The sequence below is a fragment of the Saccharopolyspora soli genome (genome assembly GCF_022678645.1).
GTDB classification, from domain to species: domain Bacteria; phylum Actinomycetota; class Actinomycetes; order Mycobacteriales; family Pseudonocardiaceae; genus Saccharopolyspora; species Saccharopolyspora soli.
In genome coordinates this window covers 146,521-172,233 of the sequence record NZ_JALBWV010000005.1, presented here as the reverse complement: position 1 = coordinate 172,233, position 25,713 = coordinate 146,521, and the positions used below count along the sequence as shown (strand labels likewise).

At 68.2% G+C, this 25,713-nt stretch carries 22 protein-coding genes and 2 pseudogenes; 14 read left to right on the top strand and 10 right to left on the bottom strand.

Annotated features, from left to right (window positions below):
• Positions 1-152 precede the first annotated feature (152 nt).
• The 11 genes and pseudogenes from MOQ72_RS05755 (at position 153) to MOQ72_RS05705 (ending at position 13,858) form a co-directional block, all read left to right on the top strand.
• On the top strand, positions 153-1,154 hold the full coding sequence (locus tag MOQ72_RS05755; protein ID WP_372495292.1) for an ABC transporter permease: 1,002 nt from the start codon (positions 153-155) through the stop codon (positions 1,152-1,154).
• Positions 1,155-1,181: 27 nt separating this feature from the next.
• Positions 1,182-2,228 (top strand): substrate-binding domain-containing protein, encoded by a 1,047-nt coding sequence (locus MOQ72_RS05750; RefSeq protein WP_242181020.1) that lies wholly within the window; start codon positions 1,182-1,184, stop codon positions 2,226-2,228.
• Positions 2,229-2,448: 220 nt separating this feature from the next.
• Positions 2,449-3,147: pseudogene (locus MOQ72_RS05745) on the top strand (ThuA domain-containing protein); the annotation flags it as partial.
• A 259-nt stretch (positions 3,148-3,406) separates the two neighbouring features.
• On the top strand, positions 3,407-5,926 hold the full coding sequence (locus tag MOQ72_RS05740) for a PQQ-dependent sugar dehydrogenase (protein ID WP_443706311.1): 2,520 nt from the start codon (positions 3,407-3,409) through the stop codon (positions 5,924-5,926).
• Positions 5,927-6,231: 305 nt separating this feature from the next.
• Positions 6,232-7,416: an inositol-3-phosphate synthase gene (locus MOQ72_RS05735; protein WP_242181019.1), complete on the top strand. Its 1,185-nt coding sequence runs from the start codon at positions 6,232-6,234 to the stop codon at positions 7,414-7,416.
• A 5-nt stretch (positions 7,417-7,421) separates the two neighbouring features.
• Complete coding sequence (locus MOQ72_RS05730) at positions 7,422-8,264, top strand: SCO3242 family prenyltransferase (protein ID WP_372495296.1); 843 nt, start codon at positions 7,422-7,424, stop codon at positions 8,262-8,264.
• Complete coding sequence (locus tag MOQ72_RS05725) at positions 8,261-9,667, top strand: EboA domain-containing protein (RefSeq protein WP_242181017.1); 1,407 nt, start codon at positions 8,261-8,263, stop codon at positions 9,665-9,667. The genes MOQ72_RS05730 and MOQ72_RS05725 overlap by 4 nt, the downstream gene beginning before the upstream one ends.
• On the top strand, positions 9,667-10,536 hold the full coding sequence (locus MOQ72_RS05720) for a TatD family hydrolase (protein WP_242181016.1): 870 nt from the start codon (positions 9,667-9,669) through the stop codon (positions 10,534-10,536). The genes MOQ72_RS05725 and MOQ72_RS05720 overlap by 1 nt, the downstream gene beginning before the upstream one ends.
• 4 nt (positions 10,537-10,540) lie before the next feature.
• A complete protein-coding gene (gene eboE / locus MOQ72_RS05715; protein ID WP_242181015.1) occupies positions 10,541-11,626 on the top strand; it encodes a metabolite traffic protein EboE in 1,086 nt (361 codons plus the stop codon).
• Entirely contained in the window at positions 11,623-13,008 is a 1,386-nt protein-coding gene (locus MOQ72_RS05710; protein WP_242181014.1) for an alkaline phosphatase family protein, read from the top strand. The genes eboE and MOQ72_RS05710 overlap by 4 nt, the downstream gene beginning before the upstream one ends.
• A gap of 40 nt (positions 13,009-13,048) precedes the next feature.
• Positions 13,049-13,858: a sugar phosphate isomerase/epimerase family protein gene (locus tag MOQ72_RS05705; RefSeq protein ID WP_242181013.1), complete on the top strand. Its 810-nt coding sequence runs from the start codon at positions 13,049-13,051 to the stop codon at positions 13,856-13,858.
• 100 nt (positions 13,859-13,958) lie between these two features.
• Here the strand turns inward: MOQ72_RS05705 and MOQ72_RS05700 are convergent.
• From MOQ72_RS05700 to MOQ72_RS05685, 4 genes and pseudogenes are all read right to left on the bottom strand, one after another.
• Positions 13,959-14,629 (bottom strand): annotated as a pseudogene (locus MOQ72_RS05700) (glycoside hydrolase domain-containing protein); the annotation flags it as partial.
• Positions 14,630-14,843: 214 nt separating this feature from the next.
• On the bottom strand, positions 14,844-15,599 hold the full coding sequence (locus MOQ72_RS05695) for an ATP-binding cassette domain-containing protein (RefSeq protein ID WP_242181012.1): 756 nt from the start codon (positions 15,597-15,599) through the stop codon (positions 14,844-14,846).
• Between the two features lie 38 nt (positions 15,600-15,637).
• Positions 15,638-16,681: an ABC transporter permease gene (locus MOQ72_RS05690; RefSeq protein WP_242181011.1), complete on the bottom strand. Its 1,044-nt coding sequence runs from the start codon at positions 16,679-16,681 to the stop codon at positions 15,638-15,640.
• 29 nt (positions 16,682-16,710) lie between these two features.
• On the bottom strand, positions 16,711-17,838 hold the full coding sequence (locus MOQ72_RS05685; RefSeq protein ID WP_242181010.1) for a substrate-binding domain-containing protein: 1,128 nt from the start codon (positions 17,836-17,838) through the stop codon (positions 16,711-16,713).
• 324 nt (positions 17,839-18,162) lie between these two features.
• Here MOQ72_RS05685 and MOQ72_RS05680 point away from each other — a divergent pair, with 324 nt between their 5' ends.
• Together MOQ72_RS05680 and MOQ72_RS05675 are read left to right on the top strand one after the other, a co-directional pair.
• A complete protein-coding gene (locus MOQ72_RS05680) occupies positions 18,163-19,368 on the top strand; it encodes a CopD family protein (protein ID WP_242181009.1) in 1,206 nt (401 codons plus the stop codon).
• Positions 19,369-19,492: 124 nt separating this feature from the next.
• A complete protein-coding gene (locus tag MOQ72_RS05675) occupies positions 19,493-19,906 on the top strand; it encodes an alpha/beta fold hydrolase (protein WP_242181008.1) in 414 nt (137 codons plus the stop codon).
• A gap of 86 nt (positions 19,907-19,992) precedes the next feature.
• On the opposite strand, the gene MOQ72_RS05670 is transcribed toward MOQ72_RS05675, so the two are convergent.
• The 6 genes from MOQ72_RS05670 to MOQ72_RS05645 form a co-directional block, all read right to left on the bottom strand.
• A complete protein-coding gene (locus tag MOQ72_RS05670; RefSeq protein ID WP_242181007.1) occupies positions 19,993-20,211 on the bottom strand; it encodes a hypothetical protein in 219 nt (72 codons plus the stop codon).
• A gap of 201 nt (positions 20,212-20,412) precedes the next feature.
• Positions 20,413-21,321, bottom strand: a complete 909-nt coding sequence (locus tag MOQ72_RS05665) for a hypothetical protein (protein WP_242181006.1) — start codon at positions 21,319-21,321, stop codon at positions 20,413-20,415.
• Positions 21,322-21,523: 202 nt separating this feature from the next.
• A complete protein-coding gene (locus MOQ72_RS05660; RefSeq protein WP_242181005.1) occupies positions 21,524-22,234 on the bottom strand; it encodes an anti-sigma factor family protein in 711 nt (236 codons plus the stop codon).
• The gene (locus MOQ72_RS05655) at positions 22,234-22,779 is read right to left on the bottom strand and encodes a sigma-70 family RNA polymerase sigma factor (protein WP_242181004.1); all 546 of its coding nucleotides are present in this window, start codon (positions 22,777-22,779) and stop codon (positions 22,234-22,236) included. The genes MOQ72_RS05660 and MOQ72_RS05655 overlap by 1 nt, the downstream gene beginning before the upstream one ends.
• Before the next feature lie 123 nt (positions 22,780-22,902).
• Positions 22,903-23,925 (bottom strand): DUF1996 domain-containing protein, encoded by a 1,023-nt coding sequence (locus tag MOQ72_RS05650; protein WP_242181003.1) that lies wholly within the window; start codon positions 23,923-23,925, stop codon positions 22,903-22,905.
• The gene (locus MOQ72_RS05645) at positions 23,915-24,118 is read right to left on the bottom strand and encodes a hypothetical protein (protein WP_242181002.1); all 204 of its coding nucleotides are present in this window, start codon (positions 24,116-24,118) and stop codon (positions 23,915-23,917) included. Before MOQ72_RS05645 ends, MOQ72_RS05650 begins: the two co-directional genes overlap by 11 nt.
• A gap of 751 nt (positions 24,119-24,869) precedes the next feature.
• Between MOQ72_RS05645 and MOQ72_RS05640 the strand changes: the two genes are divergently transcribed.
• The gene (locus tag MOQ72_RS05640; RefSeq protein ID WP_242181001.1) at positions 24,870-25,688 is read left to right on the top strand and encodes an SAM-dependent methyltransferase; all 819 of its coding nucleotides are present in this window, start codon (positions 24,870-24,872) and stop codon (positions 25,686-25,688) included.
• The last annotated feature ends 25 nt before the right edge of the window (positions 25,689-25,713 follow it).

The following is a 25,713-nucleotide window of genomic DNA, read 5'->3' as shown; positions in this document are numbered from 1 at the left end:
AGAGGCGGTCCAGTATGCGTCGCCAGGTGTCAACCGCAGTCCTCCTCGACCGCGCCTCAGGGGACCGTGACGCAAGCCAGCCACGAGAAACTCCGAAACGGGAGATTCGTGCTGGACGCGACCACCACTGTGAATCGCGGAGAGGCGGAACAGTGAACGAGCAGACCCTTGCGGCGCCCGCCGCGGCCCGCCCGTCGCGGCTCAGCCGCTGGTGGGCGCGCGCCGACATCAGGTTGACCGCGCTCGTGGTCGTCCTAATAGGACTGTGCGTGGTGGGTTACGCGACCCGACCGGACGCTTTCCTGACCGAGGCCAACATCTCCACCGTGCTGCGGCTGGCCGCCGCCATCGGGGTGGTGAGCGTCGGGATGACCTTCGTGATCTCCGCTGGCGGCATCGACCTGTCGGTCGGTTCGATCGTGGCGCTGTGCAGCGTGTGGATGACCACCTGGGCCACCCAGTCCTACGGGGTGGTCGTGATGGTGCTCTGCGCGCTGTTGGTGGGCACCGGCTGCGGCCTGGTCAACGGCCTGCTGGTCGCCTACGGCCGGGTGGTGCCGTTCATCGCGACGCTGGCGATGATGGCGTCCGCGCGCGGGCTGGCCGAACGCATCAGCGGGCGGCAGACCCAGGTGGTCGACGATCGTGCCTTCGGCGCGGTGTTCCAGGCCGACCTGCTGGGCGTGCCTGTCCTGATCTGGATCTTCGCCGCGGTGTTCATCGGCGGCTGGATCCTCCTCAACCGCACCACCTTCGGGCGTCGCACCCTCGCGGTCGGCGGCAACGCGGAAGCCGCCCGGCTGGCCGGGATCGACGTGCGGCGGCACACCGCGCTGGTCTATGCGCTGGCCGGGTTCTGCTGCGCCATCGCGGCGATCATGGTGGTGGCTCGCACCACCTCCGGGGCCTCGACCAACGGCCTGTACTACGAGCTGGACGCGATCGCCGCGGTCGTCATCGGCGGCACGCTGCTCACCGGCGGCCGCGGCAGCATGACCGGAACCCTGCTCGGGGTGCTGATCTTCACCACGTTGAGCAACGTGTTCACGCTCAACAACCTCGAAACCGACATCCAGAACATCGCCAAGGGCGCGATCATCGTGCTCGCCGTGCTGCTGCAGGCCCGCACCCGCCGCCGCACCCCCGTCCACTGACATCCCCATTCCCCTCGGGAGACCGCCATGTCCGCAACTCCTCGTCGCGGGTTCCTCCTCGGCTCCGGCGCGCTCGGCGCGACCGCGCTGCTGAGCGGGTGCCTGGCGAACAACCCACCGCAGCAGCAGAACCCGGCGGCCGTCGCCGCGGGCGGAGACAACGCCGCACCGGGTCGGCAGGTGACCATCGGGTTCTCGGCGCCCGCCGCAGACCACGGCTGGATGGCGGCGATGACCACCAACGCCCGGACCCAGGCCGAGGCGCTGCCCGACGTCACGTTCCGGCCGACCGAGGGCAGCAGCGACGTCAACCAGCAGATCGCCCAGGTCGAGACGTTGATCAACGAGAAGGTGAACGTGCTGGTGGTACTGCCTGCCGACGGCAAGGCGCTGACCGACGTGGCCCGCCGCGCCATGCAGGCGGGGATCCCGGTGGTCAACGTGGACCGCGTCTTCGACACCCCGGACGCCTACCGGGTGTGGATCGGCGGTGACAACTACGGCATGGGAGTCAACTCCGCCGATTACATCGCGGCCGAACTGCGCCGCCGCAACGTCGCCAACCCGGTGATCGCCGAGATCGCGGGCACCGACTCGTTGCCGCTGACCCAGGAGCGCAGCGCGGGATTCCGCGACGGTCTGGCCCGGCACGGCTTGCAGGTCGCCCGCCGGGTCGCCGCCGAGTTCACCGCGGAAACCGGCGAGCGGCAAGCCACGAACCTGCTGCAGGCCGCAGCGCACCTGGACGCGGTGTGGAACCACGACGACGACCAGGGCATCGGGGTGCTGGCCGCCGTGGAGGCCGCTGGGCGCAACGAGTTCTTCCTCGTGGGCGGCGCGGGTTCGCGGCAGATGATGGACCGCATCAAGGCGGGTGACAGCGTCGTGCAGGCGACGGTGCTCTACAACCCCTCGATGTGCTCGTCGGCGATCGCGCTGGCGCGGTTGCTCGGCCAGGCCCGCGGCATGTCCGACCTGGCCGAGCACGAGGTGCCGCGTTCGATCACGACCTATTCGGCAGTGGTGACCAGTGCGAACGTCGACCAGTACCTCGACGTCGGCTTCGCGTCGTGACAGATCTGAGCGCGATCTTCCGCGCTCTGGCGGCGGTTGGCCCGAGGCTCGCTCGGTGGGGTGGTGAGCGAAGGGCACCTTCGACCAACTGAGCCGGTCAAAGGTGCCCTTCACTCCGAAAGCCGTGCAGCTGCGTAACAGGAGCTCGACGACAGATGCTGAGAGGAGGCCGCTTGTGAAGATCGCGAGTTTGGTGCTCGCCGCGCTGGCGGCAGGAGCGATGACCATTCCGGCCTGGGCTGGTCAGCCGGGCCGATCCGACCAAGCACAGGTGCTGGTGTTCTCCAAGACCGCTGGATACCGGCACGACTCCATCGAAGCGGGCATCGCGGCCATCGAGCAGTTGGGCCGTGACAACGGCTTCGCCGTGGAGTCCACTGAGGACTCATCGCGGTTCACCGACACCGAGTTGGCCCGGTACGACGCGGTGGTGTGGTTGTCGACCACCGGGGACGTGCTCGACCCCGCCCAGCAGGACGCGTTCGAGCGCTACATCCGGGGCGGTGGCGGCTACCTCGGGGTGCACGCCGCTGCCGACACCGAGTACGACTGGCCGTTCTACGGCGAACTCGTCGGGGCGTACTTCGCGAGCCACCCGGAGATCCAACCCGCCACGGTCCGGGTGGAAGACCGCCACCACGACTCCACCGCGCACCTGCCGCGCAACTGGCACCGCACCGACGAGTGGTACAACTTCGCCACCAATCCCCGCGCGAACGTGCACGTGCTGGCCGCTCTCGACGAGTCCAGCTACGACCCCGGAGAAGGCGCGATGGGTGACCACCCGATCGCCTGGTGCCACGCCGTCGACGCCGGACGTGCCTACTACACCGGTGGTGGGCACACCGTGGAGTCCTTCAGCGAACCGGAATTCCTGCGTCACCTGCTCGGCGGCATCCGCACCGCCCTCGGGCAGGCCCCCTGCTGAAAACCAGTTTCTGAGCCCGTTTTGCGTGGCGGTGCGGGTGGCGGCCCCCCTGCGGGAGTTGCTGTCGCCGTCTCGTCTCCGGGATCCCCGACTCATGTATGTCCGATGCACAGCGTCGGGGCTGTCCTCGCGAGACGACCTCTGAGAACCCGCGGCGGTGCCAGCTGCGTAGGTGGGCTAAGCGGCTGACGCCGCTTCAAAGAACAAGATCGATCCGCGAGCTGTGAGTCATACCGGCACAGCTGCCGGAATGCGAGCGACGAGGAGTGACCTGGTGCCTTCCTTGAGAATTGCGGCCTGCGCGGCCGCCGCGGTCGTCACGGCGGCCGCCCTTGCCGTTCCCTCCGCACACGCCGCACAATCACCACCCGATGCCGCGTTCGACCAGATCGCGCTGGCCATGGGCGAAGCCAAGGTGGGGGAGCCGATGGCGTTGGCGGTGCTGCCCGACCGCCGCGTGCTGCACACCTCCCGCGACGGCTCCGTTTTCCTGACCACGCCGGAGGCGACCACGACGCTGGCCGCTGACATCCCGGTCTACAACCACGACGAAGACGGCTTGCAGGGCGTCGCCATCGACCCCGACTTCACCAACAACCGGTGGGTCTACCTGTACTACGCACCGCCACTGGACACCCCGGAGGGCGATGCGCCGGAGACCGGCACAGCCGAGGACTTCGCGCCCTTCGACGGGCACAACCTGCTGTCCCGCGTCAAGCTCGCCGACAACGGCACGCTCGACCTCGCCACCCAGCAGGAGATCCTGCGGATTCCGACCCAGCGCGGCACGTGCTGCCACGCCGGTGGTGAGATCGACTTCGACGCGCAGGGCAACCTGTACCTGTCCACAGGGGACGACACCAACCCGTTCGCCTCCGACGGGTTCACGCCGATCGACGAACGGCCGGACCGCAACCCCGCGTTCGACGCCCAGCGCTCCGCCGGGAACACCAACGACCTGCGCGGCAAGCTCCTGCGGATCCACGTCGAACCGGACGGCAGCTACACCATCCCGGACGGGAACCTCTTCCCACCGGGGACCGAGAAGACCCGCCCCGAGATCTACGCGATGGGCTTCCGCAACCCGTTCCGGTTCGCCGTGGACAGGCAGACCGGGTGGATCCACCTCGGCGATTACGGGCCGGACGCCGGTGCTGCCGACCCGAACCGGGGTCCCGGCGGCACGGTGGAATACAACCTGATCAAAGCGCCCGGCAACTTCGGCTGGCCGTACTGCGTCGGCGACAACCAGCCGTTCATCGACTACGACTTCGGCACCGGCCAATCCGGGCAGCCCTTCGACTGCGCGGCACCGCGCAACGAGAGCCCGCACAACACCGGGCTGGTGGACCTGCCGCCGGTGCAACCCGCCTGGCTGCCCTACGACGACGATTCCGTCCCCGAACTCGGCTCCGGGCCGGAATCACCGATGGGCGGGTCGGTGTACCACTTCGACCCGGCGCTGGACTCGCCGGTGAAGTTCCCGGAGTACTACGACGGCAAGGTGCTGAACTACGAGTGGGATCGGGGCTGGATCAAGGAGTTCGAGCTGAAGGCGGACGGGCGGCTGGCGGCGATCCGGCCCTTCTTCGACTCGATGGAGCTGACCCGGCCGATGAACCTCGAATTCGGTCCGGACGGGGCGTTGTACGTGCTGGACTACGGGTCGAGCTACTTCGGCGGCGCGGACGATTCGGCGCTGTACCGCATCGAGCACAGTCCGGGCGCGAAGACCCCGCGCGTCCAGTTGAGCGCGGACGTCACGTCTTCCGGTCAGGAGCCGCTGACGGTCAACTTCGATCCCGCGGGCACCACCGACCCGGATGGCGGCGAGCTGAGCTACGCGTGGGATTTCACCAGTGACGGCACGGTGGATTCGACCACGGCCGGACCCGTGTCGTTCACCTACACCGAGCGCGGCGCCTACACCGCCAAGCTGGCGGTGACCGATCCGACCGGCAAGATGGGGTACGCCAGCGTGCAGATCGTCGTCGGCAACACGCCGCCGGAGGTCCGGGTCGAGTTGCCGCCCACCGGCGGTGCTTTCTCCTTCGGCGAGCAGGTGCCGTTCCGGATCAGCGTCACCGACGCCGAGGACGGCCAGATCGACTGCTCGCGGGTGGAGGTCAGCTACGCGCTCGGCCACGACTCGCACGCGCACCCGCTCAGCGAGGAGAGCGGCTGCGAGGGCGTGATCGAAACCCCGGCCGACGAAGGACACGGCCTGGACGCCAACGTGTTCGGCGTCATCACCGCCGATTACACCGACGGTGGTGCCGAGGGACTGCCGCCCGTGACCGGTAGCGGCCGGGCGTTGCTGCAGCCCAAGGACAAGCAGGCGGAGTTCTTCACCAACTCCGAGGGCGTGCAGGTGGTGGAAGATCCGGCAGCGGCCGGTGGCCGCAAGGTCGGCGCGATCGAGGAAGGCGACTGGATCTCGCTCGACCCGGTGAACCTGACCGGGGTGGACGGCATCGGCTACCGGGTGTCGGCGGCCGGGCCGGGCGGATCGATCGAGGTCCGCGCCGGTGCGCCGGACGGGGAGCTGCTGCAGACGGTCCAGGTGCCCACCACCGGCGGCGACTACGTGGACCTGCAACCAACTCCGGTGACGAATCCGGGCAACTCGGGACCGCTGTTCTTCGTGTTCCGAGGCGCAGGTACCGAATTGTTCGAACTAGACGCGGTGCACTTCGCCGGAGCCGGGGTGTCCGAACCCGTTCCACCGGACAACCCATCGGCGCGGGCGCAAGGCGACCTGCCGCGTTGATCCGCGTGACGGTGGCCCGCACGTCGCGGGCCACCACCGCACGGAAGGTGATCTAGAGACTGCTTTTGAAGGGGTCGGCGTGCAATATGGCGGGGTTTTTGCTTTTGAAGCGGCGAAGCCGCTTGGCCCACCTTCTCAACCGGCACCGCCGCGGGTTCTCAGACGTCGCCTGGCGAGGACAGCCCCAGCGCCGCGTATTGGTCATGCACAAGTCGGGGATCCCGGAGTCCCGGCGGCGTCTGAGGTTCCGCTACCTGCACCGCTACGCAAAACGAGTTTGGAAACAGGCTGCAGGAGGTGACCACGTGGACGGTGCATCACAGCCGGGCCGCACCGGGTTGTGGCTGATCGGTGCGCGGGGATCGGTGGCAACCACGACCATCGTCGGACTTTGCGCGTTGCGGGCGGGGCTGGTGCGGCCGACCGGCTGCGTCACCGAGCTGCCCGCGTTCGCTTCGGTGCCGCTGCCGGATTGGGGCGAAATCGTCGTCGGTGGCCATGACATCTCCGGTGCCGAGCTGCACAAGAGCGCCGATTCCCTGGTGGCCGCGGGGGTGTTGCCCGCTGGTGTGGTCGCGGCGCTCGGCGAGCAGTTTTCGCAGGTGGAATCGGAGTTGCGGCACGGCTACGACCCGGCCGCGTATCGGCGCAGCCAGCTCGACGTCGCCGAGCGGTTGGCGGCGGAAGTTTCGTCGTTCGCGCGGCGGCATGCGCTGGAGCGGGTCGTGGTGGTCAACGTCGCCTCGACCGAGCCGCCGTGGCCGGACGGCGCGGAGATCCACGACGTCGCCGGGTTGGAATCCGCGTTGTCCGGCGGGGACACGGTTCCGGCCAGCGTCGTCGCGGCTTATGCCTCGGTGCGCGCTGGTTGCCCGTACGTGGAATTCACGCCATCGACCGGTATCACCGTTCCAGCGCTGCGGAAGCTGGCCGAGGAACGTGGCCTGCCGTACGCGGGTTGCGATGGCAAGACCGGCGAAACCCTGCTGCGCACGGTGCTCGCGCCGATGTTCACCGAACGTGCGCTCGCGGTGCGGTCGTGGGCGGGCACGAACCTGCTCGGCGGCGGCGACGGCGCGACGCTCGCCGACCCGACCACGGCCGCCAGCAAGCTGGAGTCGAAGTCCCGTGGCCTGCACGCCTTGCTCGGCGGCGAGGTGACCGCACCGCTGCACATCGACAACGTGCCCGACCTCGGGCAGACCAAGGTCGCCTGGGACCACGTGCACGCCGAAGGTTTCCTCGGCTCGCCGGTGACCCTGCAGCTGACGTGGTCGGCCTACGATTCGGCCCTGGCCGCACCGCTGGTGCTCGACCTGACCCGGCTGGTGGCGCTGGCGCACCACGCCGGGCAGCGCGGCCTGCTGACCGCGTTGGCCTGCTTCTTCAAAGACCCGTTCGGCTCCACCGAGCACCGGTTCGACCACCAGGTGCGGACCTTTCACGAGTGGGTGCGGGCGACCACCGCCGTGCTGCGGGGGCATCGATGAACCGGCTGCGGACGCTGGTCGCGCTGACTCGCGCGCCTGCCGCACTGACCGTGCTCGGCGACACCGCGGTCGGCGCGGTGGCGGCTGGGCGGCCGTTGCGGGGCCGCCGTGCGCTGCTGCCGGTGGCCTCGGTCGCGCTCTACTGGACCGGAATGGCCCTCAACGACTGGGCGGATCGGGAACTCGACGCCGTGGAGCGCCCGGAGCGGCCCATCCCGTCCGGACTGGTCAGCGCGGACGAAGCGGTCGGTATCGCAGCGGTGCTCGCATCCTGCGGACTGATCGCCGGAGCGGCAGCGGGACGAGCCGAAGGACGACTGGCAGCGGCGTTGGCTGCGGCCGTCATCGGCTACGACACGGTGTTCAAGCGCGGCGCGGCCGGTCCGGCCGGGATGGCAGTGTGCCGCGGACTCGACGTGCTGCTGGGCGCGGGTGGAGCCCGCGAATCGTGGCCAGTGGCGGGTGTCCTTGCGGTGCATACGTGCTCGGTCACCGCGCTGTCGCGCGGCGAGGTCAGCGGTGCGGACCGCCGCACGGTTGCCGCCGCGCTCGGCACCACGGCGCTGACCGCAGCGGTGACGGCCGCTGGCCGCTGCACATCCCGTCGCCACCGCATCGCGGCACTCGCCGCATCAGCGTTGTACGCGGCACAGGTCGGGACCGCTCAGCTCCGCGCGTACCGGAGCCCTGCGGCGGGCAACGTCCGGGACGCGACCCGAGCTGGCATCCACGGCATGGTTCCGCTGCAGATCGCCCTGATCGCACGCCGCGACCTCCGGTCCGCGGCGCTGCTCGCGGCGGTGCTGCCAGCGGTGCGGTACTTCGGGAGGAAGGTGTCGGCGACGTGACCGGACTGCGCTTCGGGTACGGCACCAACGGATTCGCCAACCACCGGCTGGTGGACGCCGTGCACCTGATCGCCGACCTCGGCTACGACGGGGTGGCGCTGACGCTCGACCACCACCACCTGGACCCGTTCGCCGATGACCTGGCCGAACAGGTGCGCCGGGTGCGCGCCCTGCTGACCCGGCTCGGCCTGTCGGTGGTGGTCGAGACCGGTGCGCGCTACCTGCTGGACCCGCACGTCAAACACCACCCGACGCTGGTATCGGCGGACAGCGAACGCCGGGTGGACTTCCTGCGGCGGGCGGTGCGCATCGCCGCAGACCTCGGCGCGGAGGTGGTGTCGTTCTGGTCCGGGATCCGACCGTCCGATGCGGATCGGACTGCGGCGGCGCGGCAACTGGTCGACGGCACGGCCCTGGTGGTCGAGGAAGCTGCGGGGCGCGGGGTGCGCCTCGGGCTGGAGCCCGAGCCGGGCATGTTCGTCGAAACCGTCGATGACGCATTGGAAATCCGCAGGCGGCTCGGCGATCCGGAGCCGCTGGGCATCACGCTCGACGTCGGCCACTGCGTCGCGGTGGAGGAGGACACCGCTGCCGGGTGCGTCCGGCGGTTGCAAGACCTGCTGGTCCACGTGCAGCTCGACGACATGCGGCGCGGGGTGCACGAACACCTGGAGTTCGGCGCGGGAGAACTCGACCTGGTCGGCACGCTGGAGGCGCTGGACGAGGTCGGGTTCACCGGGCTCGCGGCCGTCGAACTGCCCCGGCACAGCCACGCCGCCCCGCAGGTCGCGAGCCGCGCGATGGGTGCCCTGCGCCAGGCGTGGCAGCCGTGGCTGGCCGAAGCGCTCGACGAGGTGCGTCGGGACCCGGTGCGCATCGCGACGTTGTTCCCCGCGGTCGGCCGCCACGTCGGCCGTCATCCCATCGACCGGACCGATCCGCACGGGCTGGTGCGCGGCACCGTCGACGACCGGGCACGCGGGCAACTGCTGCGAACCCTGGCCGAACGAACCGAACCCGACCAGCTCGCGGCGGAAGTCGCGACGCTGTACCGCTACGGCGACGACGCCGAACGTCGCGGCGTGCTGCGCGCCCTGGGACGGCTCGGCGGGGCCCCGGAGCTCGTCGAAACCGGTATCGACTTGGTTCGAGATGCCTTGCGCACCAACGACGTGCGGCTCATCGCCGCGGCCCTCGGCCCGTTCGCCCAGCACCTCGACGACCATTCTTGGCGGCACGGCGTGCTCAAGTGCCTGTTCACCGGCGTGCCGCTGGCCGCGGTCGCCGACTGGCGGCGGCGCACCGACGGCGAACTCCGCCGGATGGTCGCCGACTTCGCCGCCGAGCGCCGCGCCGCCGGGCGCAGCGTGCCAGATGATGCCCACGCGATCCTGGAGGTTTGATGCGCATCTTCGACCCGCACATCCACATGACCTCCCGAACCACCGACGACTACGAGGCGATGCACGCCGCCGGGGTCCGCGCGCTGGTCGAGCCTGCGTTCTGGCTCGGCCAGCCGCGCACCAACGTCGGGTCGTTCACCGACTACTTCGACTCGCTGATCGGCTGGGAGCGCTTCCGCGCCGCGCAGTTCGGCATCCGCCACCACGCGACCATCGCGCTCAACCCCAAGGAGGCCAACGATCCGCGCTGCCGCGAAGTGCTCGACGTGCTGCCCCGCTACCTCGCCAAGGACGGTGTGGTGGCGGTCGGCGAGGTCGGTTACGACTCGATGACGCCGGAGGAGGACGACGCGTTCGCCCGCCAGCTCGAACTGGCCGCCGAGGCCGATCTACCGGTCCTGGTGCACACCCCGCACCGCGACAAACCGTCCGGCACCCGCCGAACCCTCGACGTGGTGCGCGAATCCGGGCTGCCACCGGAGCGGGTGCTCGTCGACCACCTCAACGAGGTCACCATCGGCCTGGTGGTGGACACCGGGTGCTGGATGGGTTTCTCGATCTACCCGGACACCAAGATGGACGAGGAACGCATGGTCGCGCTGTTGCGCGAGCACGGCACGGATCGGGTGCTGGTCAACTCCGCCGCGGACTGGGGGCGTTCGGACCCGTTGAAGACCCGCGCCACCGGTGACGCCATGCTCCGCGCCGGGTTCACCGAAGCCGACGTCGACGAGGTGCTGTGGCGCAATCCGGTCGCCTTCTACGGGCAGAGCGGACGGCTGAACCTCGATCCGCTGCCCGGATTCACCGCCGAGACAACGACTTTCGCTGGCAATTCAGTGCTGCGCGGGGCCCGGCCGCAGGAGTGAGACGATGCTGTCCTACTGCACGAACGTCCACCCGGCCGAAGATCTCGCCGGGGTTTGCGCGCAACTCGCGCGCTATGCCGCGCCTGCTCGCGTCGAACTCGGCGTCGACACGCTCGGCGTTGGCCTGTGGTTGGCTGCGGATCTGGCCGAGCAACTGGCCACCGATCACGCGGCGCTGCGTCGGCTGAGGTCCGAACTGGACGCCCACGGGCTAGCTGCCGTCACCCTAAACGCCTTCCCGTACCGGGGATTCCACGATCCGGTCGTGAAGCACCGGGTGTACGAGCCGCGTTGGACCGAACCGGATCGGCTGCGCTACACCCTGCACTGCGCCGAGGTGCTGGCCGAGCTGCTGCCCGAAGGCGGCCGCGGCAGCATCTCGACCCTGCCGCTGGGATGGCGGGAGCCCTGGTCCGCCCACGACGAGGCGGCAGCCCGTCGTCACCTGGACGAAGCCGCGGCGCAGCTGCGCACGCTGGCAGGCCGGACCGGTCGGCGGATCCGGCTCGCCATCGAACCCGAACCCGGCTGCCTGTTGGACAACGTGGCCGACGCGCTGGGTTGGTTGCCGGGCTGCGACACCGACCACATTGGACTGTGCTTGGACACCTGCCACCTCGCGGTGTCGTTCGCCGACCCGACTGCGACGGTGCGCGCGATCGCTGACAGCGGCATCGACATCGTCAAAGTCCAGGCGTCGGCCGCGTTGCACGTCGACGACCCGGTCGCGGCCCGTGCCGAACTCGCCCGCTACGCCGAACCCCGCTACCTGCACCAGGTGCGGGAGCGTGCCGCCGACGGGATCCGCTCCGCCGACGACCTCCCGCAGGCGTTCGACCAGCTTCCCGGCACCGGGCCGTGGCGGGTGCACTTCCACGTCCCGGTGCACTGGGCGGCCGACTCCGCGTTGCGCCCGACGACCGACGTGCTCCGGGACGTCGTCGCCGCGCTGCTGGATCCGCGCCCGGACATCGAGGTCGAGACCTACACCTGGAACGTGCTGCCGGAACAGCCCGACGACCTGGCCGACGGTATCGCGGCCGAGCTCGCCTTCACCCAGCGACTCCTCGACACCTTGGAGGCCCCATGAAACCCGTCGTGCTGCTCGACGTCGTGGGCCTGACCCCGGCGCTGCTCGACCACATGCCCAACCTGCGCTCCGTCGCCGAAGACGGGTGGAAGGCGGAGCTGGGCACCGTGCTCCCCGCGGTGACTTGCAGCGCCCAGTCCACCTTCCTGACCGGCACGATGCCCGCCGAGCACGGCATCGTCGGCAACGGCTGGTACTTCCGCGAACTGGGCGAGGTTTTCCTGTGGCGGCAGCACAACCGCCTGGTGGGTGGCGAGAAGGTGTGGGAAACCGCGCGCCGCAGCCATCCCGGCTACACGGCGGCGAACGTGTGCTGGTGGTACGCGATGGGCGCGACCACGGACTTCACCATCACCCCGCGCCCGATCTACCACGCCGACGGCCGCAAGTCCCCGGACTGCTACGCCCGCCCGCCGGAACTGCACGACGAACTCACCGCGGAGCTCGGCGCTTTCCCGCTGTTCAACTACTGGGGTCCGACCGCCGGGATCGCCTCCACCCGGTGGATCGCCGCCGCAGCGCGCCGGATCCTGCACCGCCACCGGCCCGATCTGCTGCTGTGCTACGTCCCGCACCTGGACTACGACTTGCAGCGGTACGGCCCGCGCGGCCCGCAAGCCCGCGCGGCCGCCGTCGAAGTCGATCAGGCACTGGCCGGACTGCTGGCTGATGCGCGCGGCGCCGGGGCGACCGTCGTGGTGCTCAGCGAGTACGGCATCACCCCAGTGCAGCGGCAAGTGCACCTCAACCGAGCCCTGCGTCAGGAGGGCATGCTGGAGGTCTACACCCAGGCGGGGATGGAATACCTGGACCCCTGGACCTCGCGAGCCTTCGCTGTCGCCGACCACCAAGTGGCCCACCTCTACCTCCGCGACGACGCAGACGTGGCACGCGTCCGCGACCTGGTCGCCGCGCAGCCAGGTGTCGATGAGGTGCTCGACCGCGCCGGGCAGGCCAAGTTCGGACTCGACCACCCGCGAGCCGGTGACCTCGTCGCCGTCGCCGAGCCCGACTCGTGGTTCACCTACTACTACTGGCTCGACGACCAGCGGGCACCCGATTTCGGCAGGGGAGTGGAGATCCACCGCAAACCCGGTTACGACCCCGCCGAGTTGTTCCTCGACCCCGACGACCGCTGGGTGCGGGCGAAGGCCGCGATGAACCTGCTGAAGAAGAAGACGGGTCTGCGCTACGCCATGAACGTCGTCCCGCTCGACGGCCGCTTCGTCCAAGGCTCGCACGGGCGCCTGCCGGACAACCCGGACGACGGCCCGGTCCTGCTGTGCTCGGATCCCCACGTCCCGACCGATGTCGAACGCACCGGCCGATTAGCCGCGACCGACGTGCACGATTTGGTGCTGCAACTGTCGGGGATCCGCTGAGAAGACAAGTCCTGCAACCGAACCATCGAAAGGACGAGCAATGTCGCTGCCCCGTCGAACCCTGTTGCAGACCGCCGCCCTGCTCACCGCCGCTGGCGTGTCCGGCATCGCCGCCACGCGCCCCGGCCGCATCCCGCCGAAGGCCATCAGCATCCAGCTCTACACCCTTCGTTCACTGCTGGATATTGACGTGCCGGGAACACTGCGCCAGCTGGCGGACATCGGCTATCGCACGGTTGAGACCGCTGGCACGCACGGTCTCAGCGCGGCCAAGTTCCGGACGATCCTCGACGACTGCGGTCTGGAGGCGAGCTCCGGCCATGCCGGACTGGAAGGAGGCATCGACTCGCTGATCGAGGACGCGCGCACCCTCGGGCACCGCTTCCTCGTCGTCCCCTTCGCCGAATTCGACACGGCCGACGGCTGGCGCGGCTTCGCCGACCAACTCAACGATGCGGGGCACAAATGCCGCGCGGCGGGGTTGCAGTTCGGCTACCACAACCACGACCACGAGTTCACCCCGGTCGACGCCGAACGCCCGTACGACATCTTGCTCGCACGCACCGATCCCGCAGTCGTCCACTTCGAACTGGACATCTACTGGGCGGTGCACGCCGGGCAGGACGTGCTGGCGCTGATCGACGAGAACCGCGACCGCATCCGCCAGTTGCACGTCAAGGACCGCGCCGAAGACGGTGGCATGACGGATCCGGGAACCGGAACCATCGACTTCCCGGAGATCTTCGACCACGCACGGGTAAACGAGTACATAGTGGAACACGACAACCCAACCGACCCGCTAAGCACCGCCAGGGTCGGCTACGACTACCTGCGCACCGCCCGCTGGTGACGGCCCGTCGGGGCCACTCGCGAGGTGGCCCCGACGGCGTTTCCCGCAGCGTCTTCGCCTTGTCGGCGTAACCCAGTCCTTGCGCCATTGTCGACAGTGCGCAGTCGCCGAGAGCGTACTCAAGGGTGGCCGAGCCAGCCTGGCGGCTGTCGCCGAAGGTGTGGCCCGGCACGTCCTGGTAGCCGACCCAGCCGTTGTTCACGTAGGTGGGGTTGCCGTCGCGGCCGCGGAAGATCGACTGATCAGCCGGGACTTCGTTGGCGTTGCGCCACAACGCGTCGAACAGCTGACGGGCGGTCTGGTCGTCGAGCAGGCCACGGCGGTAGTTGTCGACCACCCAGGGCGTCACCGGGTCGCCGCTCATCGCGTTCGTCTCACCACTGGCCAGCGCCCAGCGGGCACCCAGCCGCCTTCCTGGTAGATCTTGAGCACGGACTTCGTCATGTCCGCGGCCTTGTCCGGGTGCAGGAGCGCGACCAGCTGGTTCTGCGCGCGGTAGGTGTCCCACCGCGAGAGCATCTGGTAGTACGTATCGCTGCTGCGGTGCACCTGGTCGTCGAAACCGCAGTAGGAACCGTCCACATCGGACCCGATGGACGGGTGCAGCAGAGATCGGTAGAGCGAGCTGTAGTAGGTGCGTTGGTCGGCTGTCGTGCCGCCCGCGACGCGCATCCGGTTCAGCTCGTCGCGCCAGGTGTCGTGCGCGGCATTCCTGGCCGCGTCGAACGATTTCGGCTGTTCAGCGGTGCGGTTGAGCCGGGCACCGTCCACCGAGGTGTAGGACAGCCCGACCGACGCGCCGACCTGCTCGCCCGCGGCCGGATCGAAGCTCAACCAGGCGCCGTTGCGCTTGGTACCGCGCTCGGCGTCGCGCTGGTCCGGCGTCAGCTGGTCATCGGTCCATGAGCCGAAGCTGCGCCTCTGGAGGTCGCGAGCGCCCGCCAGGCCGCGTGGTGGATCGACCGCCGGAGCGGGGCGGGCGTGGTTATGCGGTGTCCACTTTGTACTCGGTGTGGACCAGTTCCAGCAGTTCGGTGACCGAGGTGTCCTTCGTGGCCCGGTCGAACGTGATCTCGCCGTGTTGCAGGAGGTTCACCCGGTCGCAGACGTCGAGCACCTGGGCGTAGTTGTGCGCGATCAGGATGATCGCGATGTCGCCGCGCTGCTTGAGCTGCGTGAGTAGCCGCAGGATCATCCCGCCTTCCTTGGCGCCCATCGCCGCCAGCGGCTCGTCCAGCAGCAACAGCTTGACATTGCTGGAATACACCGACCTGGCCACCGCGATGGCCTGCCGTTGCCCGCCGGAGAGCTGACCGACCTCGGCGGTGACCGACGGGATCGAGATGCCGATCGCGTCCAGCGCCTCGCACGCCCTGCGCTTCATCTCGGCACGGCGCAGGAACGGCAGCGGTTTGTAGGTCAACTCCTTGTTCAGGTGCAGGTTGAGGTACACCGGGAGGTCGTTGATCAGCGCGAGGTCCTGGAAAACCGTCTCGATGCCCAGCGATCTCGCATGCGTGACGGACTTCAACTGCAACTGCTCGCCCTCGAACAGCAGGCGACCGGAATCCGGCTGGTGGTATCCGGTGAGAATCTTGATGAGCGTTGACTTCCCCGCTCCGTTGTCGCCGATCAGGCCCAGGATCTCGCCCCGGCGAACGGCGAGGTCGATGCCCCGCAACGCGCTCACCGGCCCGAACCGCTTACCGATGCCCTCGGCGCGCATCACTTCGTCAGTCACGCTCGGCTCCAGTGTCTCGCCGCTTGGGGGAAGGTTCGTCACTCGTATCGCCTCCGCGCTGCGGCGTTCAGGCTCCCGCGCAGCCGCGCCAGGGACACGTTCAGGGCCATCGCGACGAGGATGGCGACGCCGAGCACGACGTAGAACCCGTTGGCGCTGATGCCGGTCAGGTTGAACCCGTCGTAGACGATGCCCAGCAGCAGCGCGCCGAAGAGCGCGCCGATGACCGTGCCGGAACCGCCGAGCAGCGCGGTGCCACCGATGACCGCCGAAGCCACCGCGAAGAACATCGTGTTGAAGCCGCCGTTGGTCGGGTCGAACGAGCCGACCCGGATGCCCTGGAGTATCCCGGCCAGTCCCGCGAGCGTGCTCACGATCGCGAAACTGATCACCTTCACGCGCTCGGTGCGGATCCCGGCTTCGGCCGCGGCGATCCGGTTACCACCCACGGCTCTGACGAAGATCCCGAACCTGGTGGTCGACAGCACCGTCTGCATCACCAGCACGACCACCAGGCACCACAGCAGCTCCGACCACCGCCAGCCACCGAAGACGTCCGTCACCCAACTCCCGGTGGGCGCGGCGACCGGCGAACCGTTGGAGATGATCAGCGACAGGCCCCACAGCAGGAACGCCATGCCCAGCGTGGTGATGAACGACGGGATGTTGAGCCTGGTGTGGATCAGGCCGTTGATCACCCCGATCAGCGCGCACACCACCAGCGTCGCGAGCAACGCCAGTGGTAAGGGGGTGTAGTTGTTGATGAACAGCATCAGCACGAACGGCGAGAGGGTGAACACGAAGCCCGCTGACAGGTCGATCTCGCCGCAGATCAGCAGCATCACCTCACCGGCGGCGACGATGGCCCAGGGCGCGAGGTACTGGGCGATTGTCTGGTAGTTGTCCACGGTGTTGAAGCCCGGCCCGCTGGTGAGGCTGAAGTAGATCGCCGCCGCGATCGTGACGAGCACGATGCTGAGTTCGCGGACGTGGATCAGTCGGGTGATCGGGCTTTCGCCGCTGGTGGGTGGTTGATCGTCTGCGGTGCCGGAGCGGCGGTGCCGCGCAGGCGCGTCCGTCATTGGACCTCCAGTCCAGACAGCAGCGGCCGCTACTGGTTGGTCGACGGCAGTGGGATCGATTGCGGCATGGGCACCTGCTCGTTCTTCGACCCGCCCTCGAACTTGCTGTCGGCCGTCACGTAGGGGCCGACGTTCTCCTTGGTCACGAACACCAGACCGGTGTCGGTGGACGGCGGGAAGACCAGCGTGCCGGAGACCCGGAACAGGTACAGGTACATCGTCGCCAGGAAGCCCTGCAGGTACGCGGACTGGTCGATGGTGAAGTCCAGCGCCCCGGAGTCGACGCCCTTGAGCGTGTCGGCCAGCGTGTCGTAACCCCCGGCGCGCACCTTGCCCTGCAGGCCGCGGTTGGTGAGCAGTTGCGCGATCGAGGCGGTGCTGCCCGCGTCGACCGCGTAGACCCCGCGGGCCTGGGGATGCCCGTCGTAGGCAGCGGTGATCGCGTTGAGTTCGGCGGCCTGCTCGGCGCCGGTGTTGATGGAGATGACGTTGACCGCGGGGGCGTGCTGCTTCAGCGCGTCGACGATGCCGTTCAGCCGGGGCTGCACGTTGTTGCCGCCGGGCTGCGAGATGCCGACCAGGATGTCACCGGAGGTGACGTCCCTGGCGATGCGTTGCCCCATCAGGAAGCCGGAGTGGTACAGGTCCTGGCCCACGTAGGTCAGGGCGAAGTTGTTGGCCGCGTTGGCGTTGTAGGCGACGACCGGGATTCCCTTGGCCAGCGCCTGTTTGGTCAGGTCGACGAAGGCGTTGCTGTCGGTCAGCGAGACCGCGATGCCATCGGCGTTGCTGTTGATCGCGGTGGCGAAAGCGTTGGCCATCTCCGCGACGTTGCCCTCCGTGGATCCGGTCCATTGTGGAGCCTGGATGCCGAGCAGCTTGGCGGCGTCGGCCATGCCGGTCCTGGTCGGGACGAAGAACGAGTTCGTCGTGACGTGGTTGATGAACACGAATCGCCATGACGGGGTCTGCGGGAATGCGCCGCCCTGGGCGCTGGAACTGTCCTGCACGCCGTTGCAGGCGGCCAGCAGGGCGCTGGCGGCAACGGCGCCGCCGCCGAGGCCGAACATCTTCAGCGCGGTTCGTCGTGAGGCGTTCGCGGAGTCTGAGCCAGAGCTGCGGGAGTTTGACTCCTCCGAGGAGGATGTTTCGTTCATCGCCGGATCACCCACTCCACATCGGCGGGGAACTGAGCAGAGGGATCATTGGATGATTGGTCCATCCAGTCAAGCGGCCATTGGTGTTCGGATTGTTGGCCGGGCCGTTGCCGGTGCCAAGGTCGCGTGGCCGAATTGCGCCATCAGGTCGCAGCCGCGCTGCGATTCGTCGGAGGCGCGTTTGCGCTGATCGTCCGACGCGTTCGGGGGCGGCGTCCCCAGGAGGCTGATCACCGAGGCGGGTATGTAGCGGTCGCTACATAGTGGTCATTCTTCGTAGTGGCTGCTACGTTTACTCCGGTTGAACGGCCTGAGGAGGAGACGGTGCTGTTACAGGTGTTGTCGCAACTCGCGGCGGAAGATCCGAACCCGGCACCCGAGGCGTGGCGGATCATCACGAAGATCGCCTACTTCGTCGGCTTGATCGGGACGTTCGGGGGCACTCTGCTCTACGTGCTGGTGGTGAGCCCCGTACTGGCCCGCTCGTCGGTGAACCCGGGCGACCGGGACGTCTTGCGCCGCCGCGCCGCGCTGGTGCTCGCCGCCATCGGCACGTGGTTCCTGGTCGCGCTGTACTTCCAGCTCGCCGGGAAGGGAGCACGGATCAAAGGCCATGAGATCCCGTACTCCGAGGCCGTGCGCCCGGGGCGGGTCATCGACTACCTCACCGCGCCCGCGCAGGACGGGGAGTGGATATCCGTTGGTGCCGAGGCGGCGCTGCAGTACGGCCTTTGGGCGCTGTCGGCGGTGGTGCTCATCTTCCTCTGGAAATCCAGCCTGCACCGCAACACCTCGCGCATCGCCAGCGCGGGCTACGTCATCGCCTTCATCGCTTATGCCGTCACGTGGGTGCCGACCGATCCGAGCGCGTCAACGTTCGACAGCGTCCTGGGCAGCATCCTCGACCACGTGCACGTGCTGTCGGTGTCCACTTGGGTCGGTGGGATCGCCACGCTCACTCTCGTCGCCACGGCCTATCGCGGCCTCACCGCGGGTGCGGGAGGCGTCTGGGCGCAGATCTGGTCGAGGTTCAGCATCGTCGCGCTGACGGCCGTGGGCGGCATGGTGGTCAGCGGATCGTGGCTGGCCTGGAAGTACGTCGGCGGCATCGGTGCGCTGCTCACCACCGAGTTCGGCCGGTTCCTCCTGGTCAAGCTATCTCTGGTGGGCACCATGGTCACGATCGGCGCGGTGAACGAGTTCATCCTGATGCCGCGCATCGCGCATGCTCGCGCCGCCGGTGCGGAAGGCTCGGTGTTCCGCCTGGCCGTGCGCGTGTTTCCGCGAATCGTCGCGGTGGAGGCCGTGCTGGGTCTCGGTGTGCTGTTCGTGCTCACGTTCCTGACCGGGTCGGCCCGGGCGGAGATCGGCTCGGAGGAACCGGTGGTCGACGGCGGAGTGATCACTGTTGGGCTCTTGTTGATCGCCATAGTCGCGATCTCCTTCGTCACCACGGCGAAGATCTCCAATCGCCTCGGGCGCCCCGCCAGCACGCCCGAGGCGACCCCCGCGGACCTCGCGGGCAGTTGAGCCGGACCTCGGCTTGCGGTGGATCGTGGTGCTCCGCTCGTCCTCGCGGACGCCCCACTGCCGGGCACCGCCGTGTTCGATCGAATCCGCGTCGATCCGCGGGTGTGGTACTTCGCCTTCCACGGTGCCCGCGACGTGGCCGAAATGCTGGTCGCCGGGCGGGAACGCGCCTACCTGCAGGCTTTCTTCAACGCACGCATCGCCGACCCGTCGGCGATCCCCCCCGGAGGATTTCGACGGCTACGTCGAGGCGTACTCCGCGCCGGGTGCGATGCGGGCCGGTTTCGAGCTCTACCGCTCCTTCGACCAGGACGCCGCGGACAACCGCGCCGCCTTGGAGCGCCACGGCAAGCTGGCCGTACCGGTGCTGGCCATGGGCGGCATGACCAGCACGACCGGAGAGCTCATGGCGGAGATGGCGCGCGAGGTCGCCGAGGACGTCACCGGGGTGCGCGTGCCACCTACGGCGCACTGGATCCCGGAGGAGAATCCGGCGGCGTTCGTCGAGGCGGTGCTGAATTTCGCCGCGCCGCGCTGATACCGCCGCACCGGGGAACGCACGAGAACAGCACCGTGCGGTTGAATCCGCGCTCAGCGCCAGATTCGCCATTTCGCCACGACCTTCTACCGCAGCCGTGGCGGCCTGGTTTGGTAACGGCGCCGTTGCGCTTGCGGTGGTTGTGCCTGGTCGACGGCGTGCTCAAGCTGGTCGGTCAGTTCCCGGACCAGCCGCTGCAGCGAATTGCTCCACTCTGGACTCACATCGAGGTTGTCCAGGCACTGCTTAAGGGCGCCGAGATGGCCTCGGGCTTTCTCGTACTCGCCGTGCAACTGATCGACCACCCAACCAGTATGAGTTGTTGCGCCTACAAACTTCACTATCGTTTCGATAACACCCGTCGGCATGCGGCTCGCAACGGCTCGGCGGGATCGCGGCGGCAGTCCTGGTCCTGTATGGACAACGAGGCGAAACGCGGCGGAGCCGGAGCGCGCCCCCGCGCACGCTCCGGCTCCGCTTTCCCCCTTACCCCCCCGGATGATGGCTCATTCGTCGCCGAATCGGATGGAGGCCACCTGCTTGTCGAAGCCGATGGTGTCCAGGTCGGCCACGCTGTCGATGATCACGGTCGACTCGCCGGTGCAGTTCGGCCCCTTCCAGAGCTTCACCGGGCCGCCGTTGAGCTGGATCGAGCGCACCAGGTCGGGTTGGGGAACCTCGGCGCATCCCGGACCTGCCACGCCGACGGACCCGTTGGGCTCGCTGAAGTTCTTGCCGCTGTCCAGGATCGCGCTGCCGTCGCCGAGGGTCACGTCCGGCTCCGGCGCGCTGGACTCCTGGTCGGTATCGCTGCCACCGTTGTCCGACATCGCCTTGCCGCCGGTGGGGGTGACGGCGAACCAGGTGTTGTCCTTGCCCTGGCCGTTGGTGTCGCCCGGCTCCTTGTCGCCGCTGAAGGTGTAGAGACCCCAGCCGTTCAGCGTCAGCTGACGGGTGCCATCAGCGCGTGTCAGGACGCCGACTTCCTCGGCGGGAACACCCTTGACGAAAACGCGTGAACCTTGTTCGACGCGCACCGGGTACCAGGTCTTCGCGCACTTGTCGTTGCAATTGGACTTCGGCGGATTGTTGCTGTCCTCGTCGAAGCGGTACAGCGTCCGGCCAGCAGCGTCTTGCACGATCGGACTAAGGCCCCCTGCGGAGCCGCGGGTGAGCTGCACCCACTTCGACGCCGGTTTGTCATCGCGCGGACCCTTGTACATGTCACCCGTGGTCATGTTCGCGCCGTTGTCTTTCGCGGTACCGTTGAGGAAGCTGACTGCGGACCGCAGATCTTCCGCGGTCCCCGGGTCGGCGAGCGCGCCACGCAGTCCGTCCGCCGCGGTGCATCCGGTCAGTGCCGCAGCGCCGGTCGCCACCAGGACAGCGAGAATCGCGACTCGTTTACGAAGCATTGTGGTTTCTCCCTGTGAGAGCCAGCTTTTCGGTTCGTTAAGCCGTTGACACCATCCACACGGAGCCCGGCGAAGGGCGGTTCATCGAACGTTTGTGATCGCGGTCACAAGAAGGTATTGGCAATCTCCTTTCCATGCAACAAAAAGACGCCTCCCGTCTCAAGTCCAAAATGGAGAGACGGGAGGCGCCTGTGGGCGGAGGTTACAACGCGGCCGACACGAACTCGTGGCCCTCGGTGTTCTCGACGAGCACCGAGGACACGTTCTCTGGATCGATGGGAGCCGAACCGTCGAGGTTCACGCCGTCCTTCTCACCCTTGTTCGACACCACCCAGCCGCCCGCGACTTCACGGCTGCCGTCCTTGCCGATCACCACGAGCCGACATTTCTCCCCTGCCGGGATTCCGGAGACCGACGCGTTCACCTGCGTCCAGCCGACAGCCGGGGTCATGCGGAAGGTGATCCGCGCGCCGGTGGCGGAGTTCGTGCCGCTGGCGAAGCGGATCCCGGTCGCCTCGGTGGTCGGCGCGGGCGGGGGAGGCGCGGCTAGGTGCGAACCGCTGTCGTCTCCCGACCCGCCGATCCACACTCCTGCTCCCAAAGCGGCGGCCGCGACCATCACCGCTGCCGCCGACGTCAGCAACCGACCACGTCCCCGCGCATTGGACGATTCCGAGCGCACTTGTCGCAAGGTGCGTTGCAGCAGCAAGTCCGCGTCGTCCGGCGGCCCGTCCAGCAGCGCCTCGGGCGGCAGTTCTCCGAGGAACTTCTCCATTTCACGCAACGACTCCACCTCCTCCCGGCACTCCGCGCAGGTCGCCAGGTGCTCTTCGACATCCCGGCGCTGCGCCGCGTCCACGTCGCCGGTCACGAACGCTTCGAGGTCGAAATGGTGGTTGTACGACGTGCTCATCACGCAACCCCCGCCCCGAATCGTTGTGGCTGGAAATGTTCTCGCAGTGCGCGCAGTCCGTAGTACGACCGCGACTTCACCGTGCCCGGTGGTATCCCCAACGCCTCGGCGGTCTCCCCGACGGAACGGCCGTGCAGGTAAACGTGTTCCAGCACCTCGCGGTGCTCGGGAGACAGATTGTCCAAAGCCGCCATTACCACCATCGTGTCCACCACCCGGTCGGCGTGGTCACGATCCACCGCAACAGTGCTGGGTGTCTCCGCCACTTCCGCTGGCCGTGCGGCGCGTGCTCGCACCTTGTCCGTGACGAGGTTGCGCACCACGGTCAGCAACCAGCCCCGTACCGAGCCTTTCCCGTTGACCAGGCTGTCGGGATGCCGCCAGGCGCGCACCAGCGCTTCCTGCACGACGTCCTCCGCGGCAGCACGGTCACCGAGCAGCCTCGTGGCATACGCCAGCATCGCCTTGCCGTGCTCCTCGAACAGCGAGCGCACGAGAGCCTCGTCGGCGACCTGCTGACGATGACGGGTTCTCAACCCGGCCATCCACTACCACCCTCCTGAACCCCACCGATGCGGGATCCCTGCACCTCCGCCCGCCACACGGACGACGGCGATATTCGGTTCAGCGCGATCGACGGCGAACGGCGAATGTGACCGAGGTCACTATCAAGAGTCGCAGTGGCGACCGCTGTTCACGCAGTCCACGACCGTCGCCATCGACGCCTCCGACGTCACGTCGATGTAGAAGGCGTGGTCGGTGATCGGACTGTCGAGCTCCTCCGGAAACGTGTCGATGGCGTAGTCCACGCCGGGCGGCAGGGTGTAGGAGAGTTCGACGTGCAGCCGCGGCACCGGGAACGTGCCCCTCGGACACGCGCCACTCGCACCTGGGAACACCAGGTGCGAACGGTGGTCGGCGCTGTCGGTCGTGCGACCGTTCCAACAACTCGGGAAATCGAAGACCCGCACCACCTGTTGCCCCGACGGACATCGGGGATACTGCTGCCCGACGTGCTCCCGTTTGCCCGAACAACTCCACTGCACGTGCTCGGTGCCAACACCACCGCTGGTGTAGCCGTGCGGATTGCCGGTGCCCGCCCGAAGGAAGCGCGGCATCGGCACGACGTCGCTCAGCGGGTTGCCCCGGTACTCGATCAGCACCGCATCGGGCACCAGGATCTTGCCGTAGGCCCCCGGACCGGTCGTCCCGCCTGGAATGCGCATGACAGGCCAGAAGTAGGTCGACTTGTCATCGCCCCCGCATGTGGTGCCAGCAGCGGCGAGGCTCTGATCCGTCGAGAACGCGTCAGTGGAGACGTTGCCGACGTAGTCGTGGACGTGGTGCGCACCGCCTACCATGCCGGGACTGATCACGACGTTGTCGGAATTGTGCCTGCCTTCTTGGTTTCGGCCGCAGTCGACGCGCCAGTAGCCGGTCGAGCCACCGGGCCGCACCGCAGGTGCCGGTGGTGCGGTTGGGAAGTCGGTGACATTGGCGAAATAAGCCGGGTCCACATAACGACTCCCGTGACCCGAGACGTGGGAGCCATGCCCGGATTCCACCAGCGCTTGATAACCCACCACGCCGAACAGGGTTGCGGCGATGCAGAGCACGGCGGTGCCTACGATCCAGCCAGGCGACCAACGCCGCCTCCGCCGCTGCCCGGCGGGCGCCTTCTCACTTCGCACGTGCGCGGCGGTTCGGACGAGCTGCGACGGCTGTCGGAGCATCGGGTTCTGCCAGCGCGGCTGGGACCTGCTCGATGCGCGCGCCCGCGAGAAGCGTCGCGATGCTGAGTCCGGCGCCCCGTCCGCCGCTGGTGACGACAGCGGTCTTCCCGGCTAACAGGCGTCCCGGAAGATCCGCGGCTGCATCAGCCATCAGTGAAGCCCATCTTGTCGCGTGTCAAGGCCGTGGCGATGAGCGCGACGTCAGCTGTCCTCGCTAACGCTCGGTCGCTGATCCTGCCCTCTTGGAGAAGACGCGCTGCCACTGGAAGTCGCACACCACGTTCCTGCTGGAAATCCGTCCAGGGCGCCGCCCCCGACGGCCGTCAGGTTAGCACCTCAAGCAGGACCGGGTCACCGGCCGCGAATCCGGTCTCGGTCCAGCCGCGTGGATCTCGGGAGGTCCGATGTGGATCGGGCAACTTCCAAACAAGAGGGTGGGCGGATTGGCTTGCGTGGCGGTGCGGGTGGCGGAACCTCAGAGGTCTTCTCGCTGTGGGATCCCCGACATCATGTATGCCCAATGCACCACGTCGGGGCTGTCCTCGCGGGGAGAACCCCAGAGGGGTGGGCCACCGTGAACCCGCGGCGGCGCAAGCTGCGAGGGTGGGAGGAAGCGGCTGACGCCGCTTGCCTGACGACCCCCTCGACATGCCCAATCCGCGCGAGTTCTAAGCCAAGGGTGGAAATTCGCCGATATCCGGCATATCGCCCGGCTTTGCCGTGACGACCGAGCGGCGCTGAACTGAGCACCGGTGGGTTATCGTGACCGAGTGGATCTTAGGACGGGTTTGTGCGCCACGGCGGTCGCACGCGCGCTCGGCGTCCGGCTTTCCGAACAGGACGCCGTGGTTCCGCAATCTCGTTGATGAAGATCGCCAGCGAAGCACGAGGAGTTCATTCCCATGGTCGATGAACCGCCAGCGAATCCGGCACTGGCCGAAAAGATCAGATCCGACCGGCCGCACCCGGCGCGTGTCTGGAATGCCCTGCTCGGGGGCAAGGACAACTATGCGGCGGACCGGGAAGCCGCCGATGAAATCGCGAAGGCCGACCCGACCATCCGCCGTTACGCGCAGCAGTGCCGGGAGTTCCTCGTCCGGTCGGTGCGCTACCTGGCTGGCGAAGCTGGCATCCGGCAGTTCCTCGACATCGGCACCGGTCTGCCCACCGAGCTGAACACCCACGAGGTCGCCCAATCCGTCGCCCCGGAGTCGCGGGTCGTCTACGTCGACAACGATCCGCTGGTGCTGATCCACGCACGGGCACTGCTGACCAACACCACGCCGGAAGGGGTAACGACCTACGTCGACGCCGACGTGCGGGACCCCGAAACGATCATCGCCGACGCGCAGAACGTGCTGAACTTCAACGAGCCGATCGCGGTCATGCTGTTGGGCATCTTCGGCCACGCCGCCCCCGAGTACGCAACCATGCGATCGATCCTCGACCGGTTGATGGCCGCTGTCCCATCAGGCAGCTATCTGGTGTTGTTGGACGGCGCCAGAACCGATGACGAGGTCTACATCGCTGCTGTCGCCCGCGCGGCGGAGGTGGGCCACCCCTACCACCTGCGCACGCCGGAACAGTTGGCCGAGTGCTTCGCGGAACTCGAAATGGTCGAGCCCGGCATGGTGCCGGTCAACCGGTGGCGGCCAGACCCGTCCGACGCTGGCCGGGACAAGCCGTGCAACGCCTACGGCGGCATGGGACGCAAGCCGTAATCCCGAGCTGAGTGGGCGATTTCGC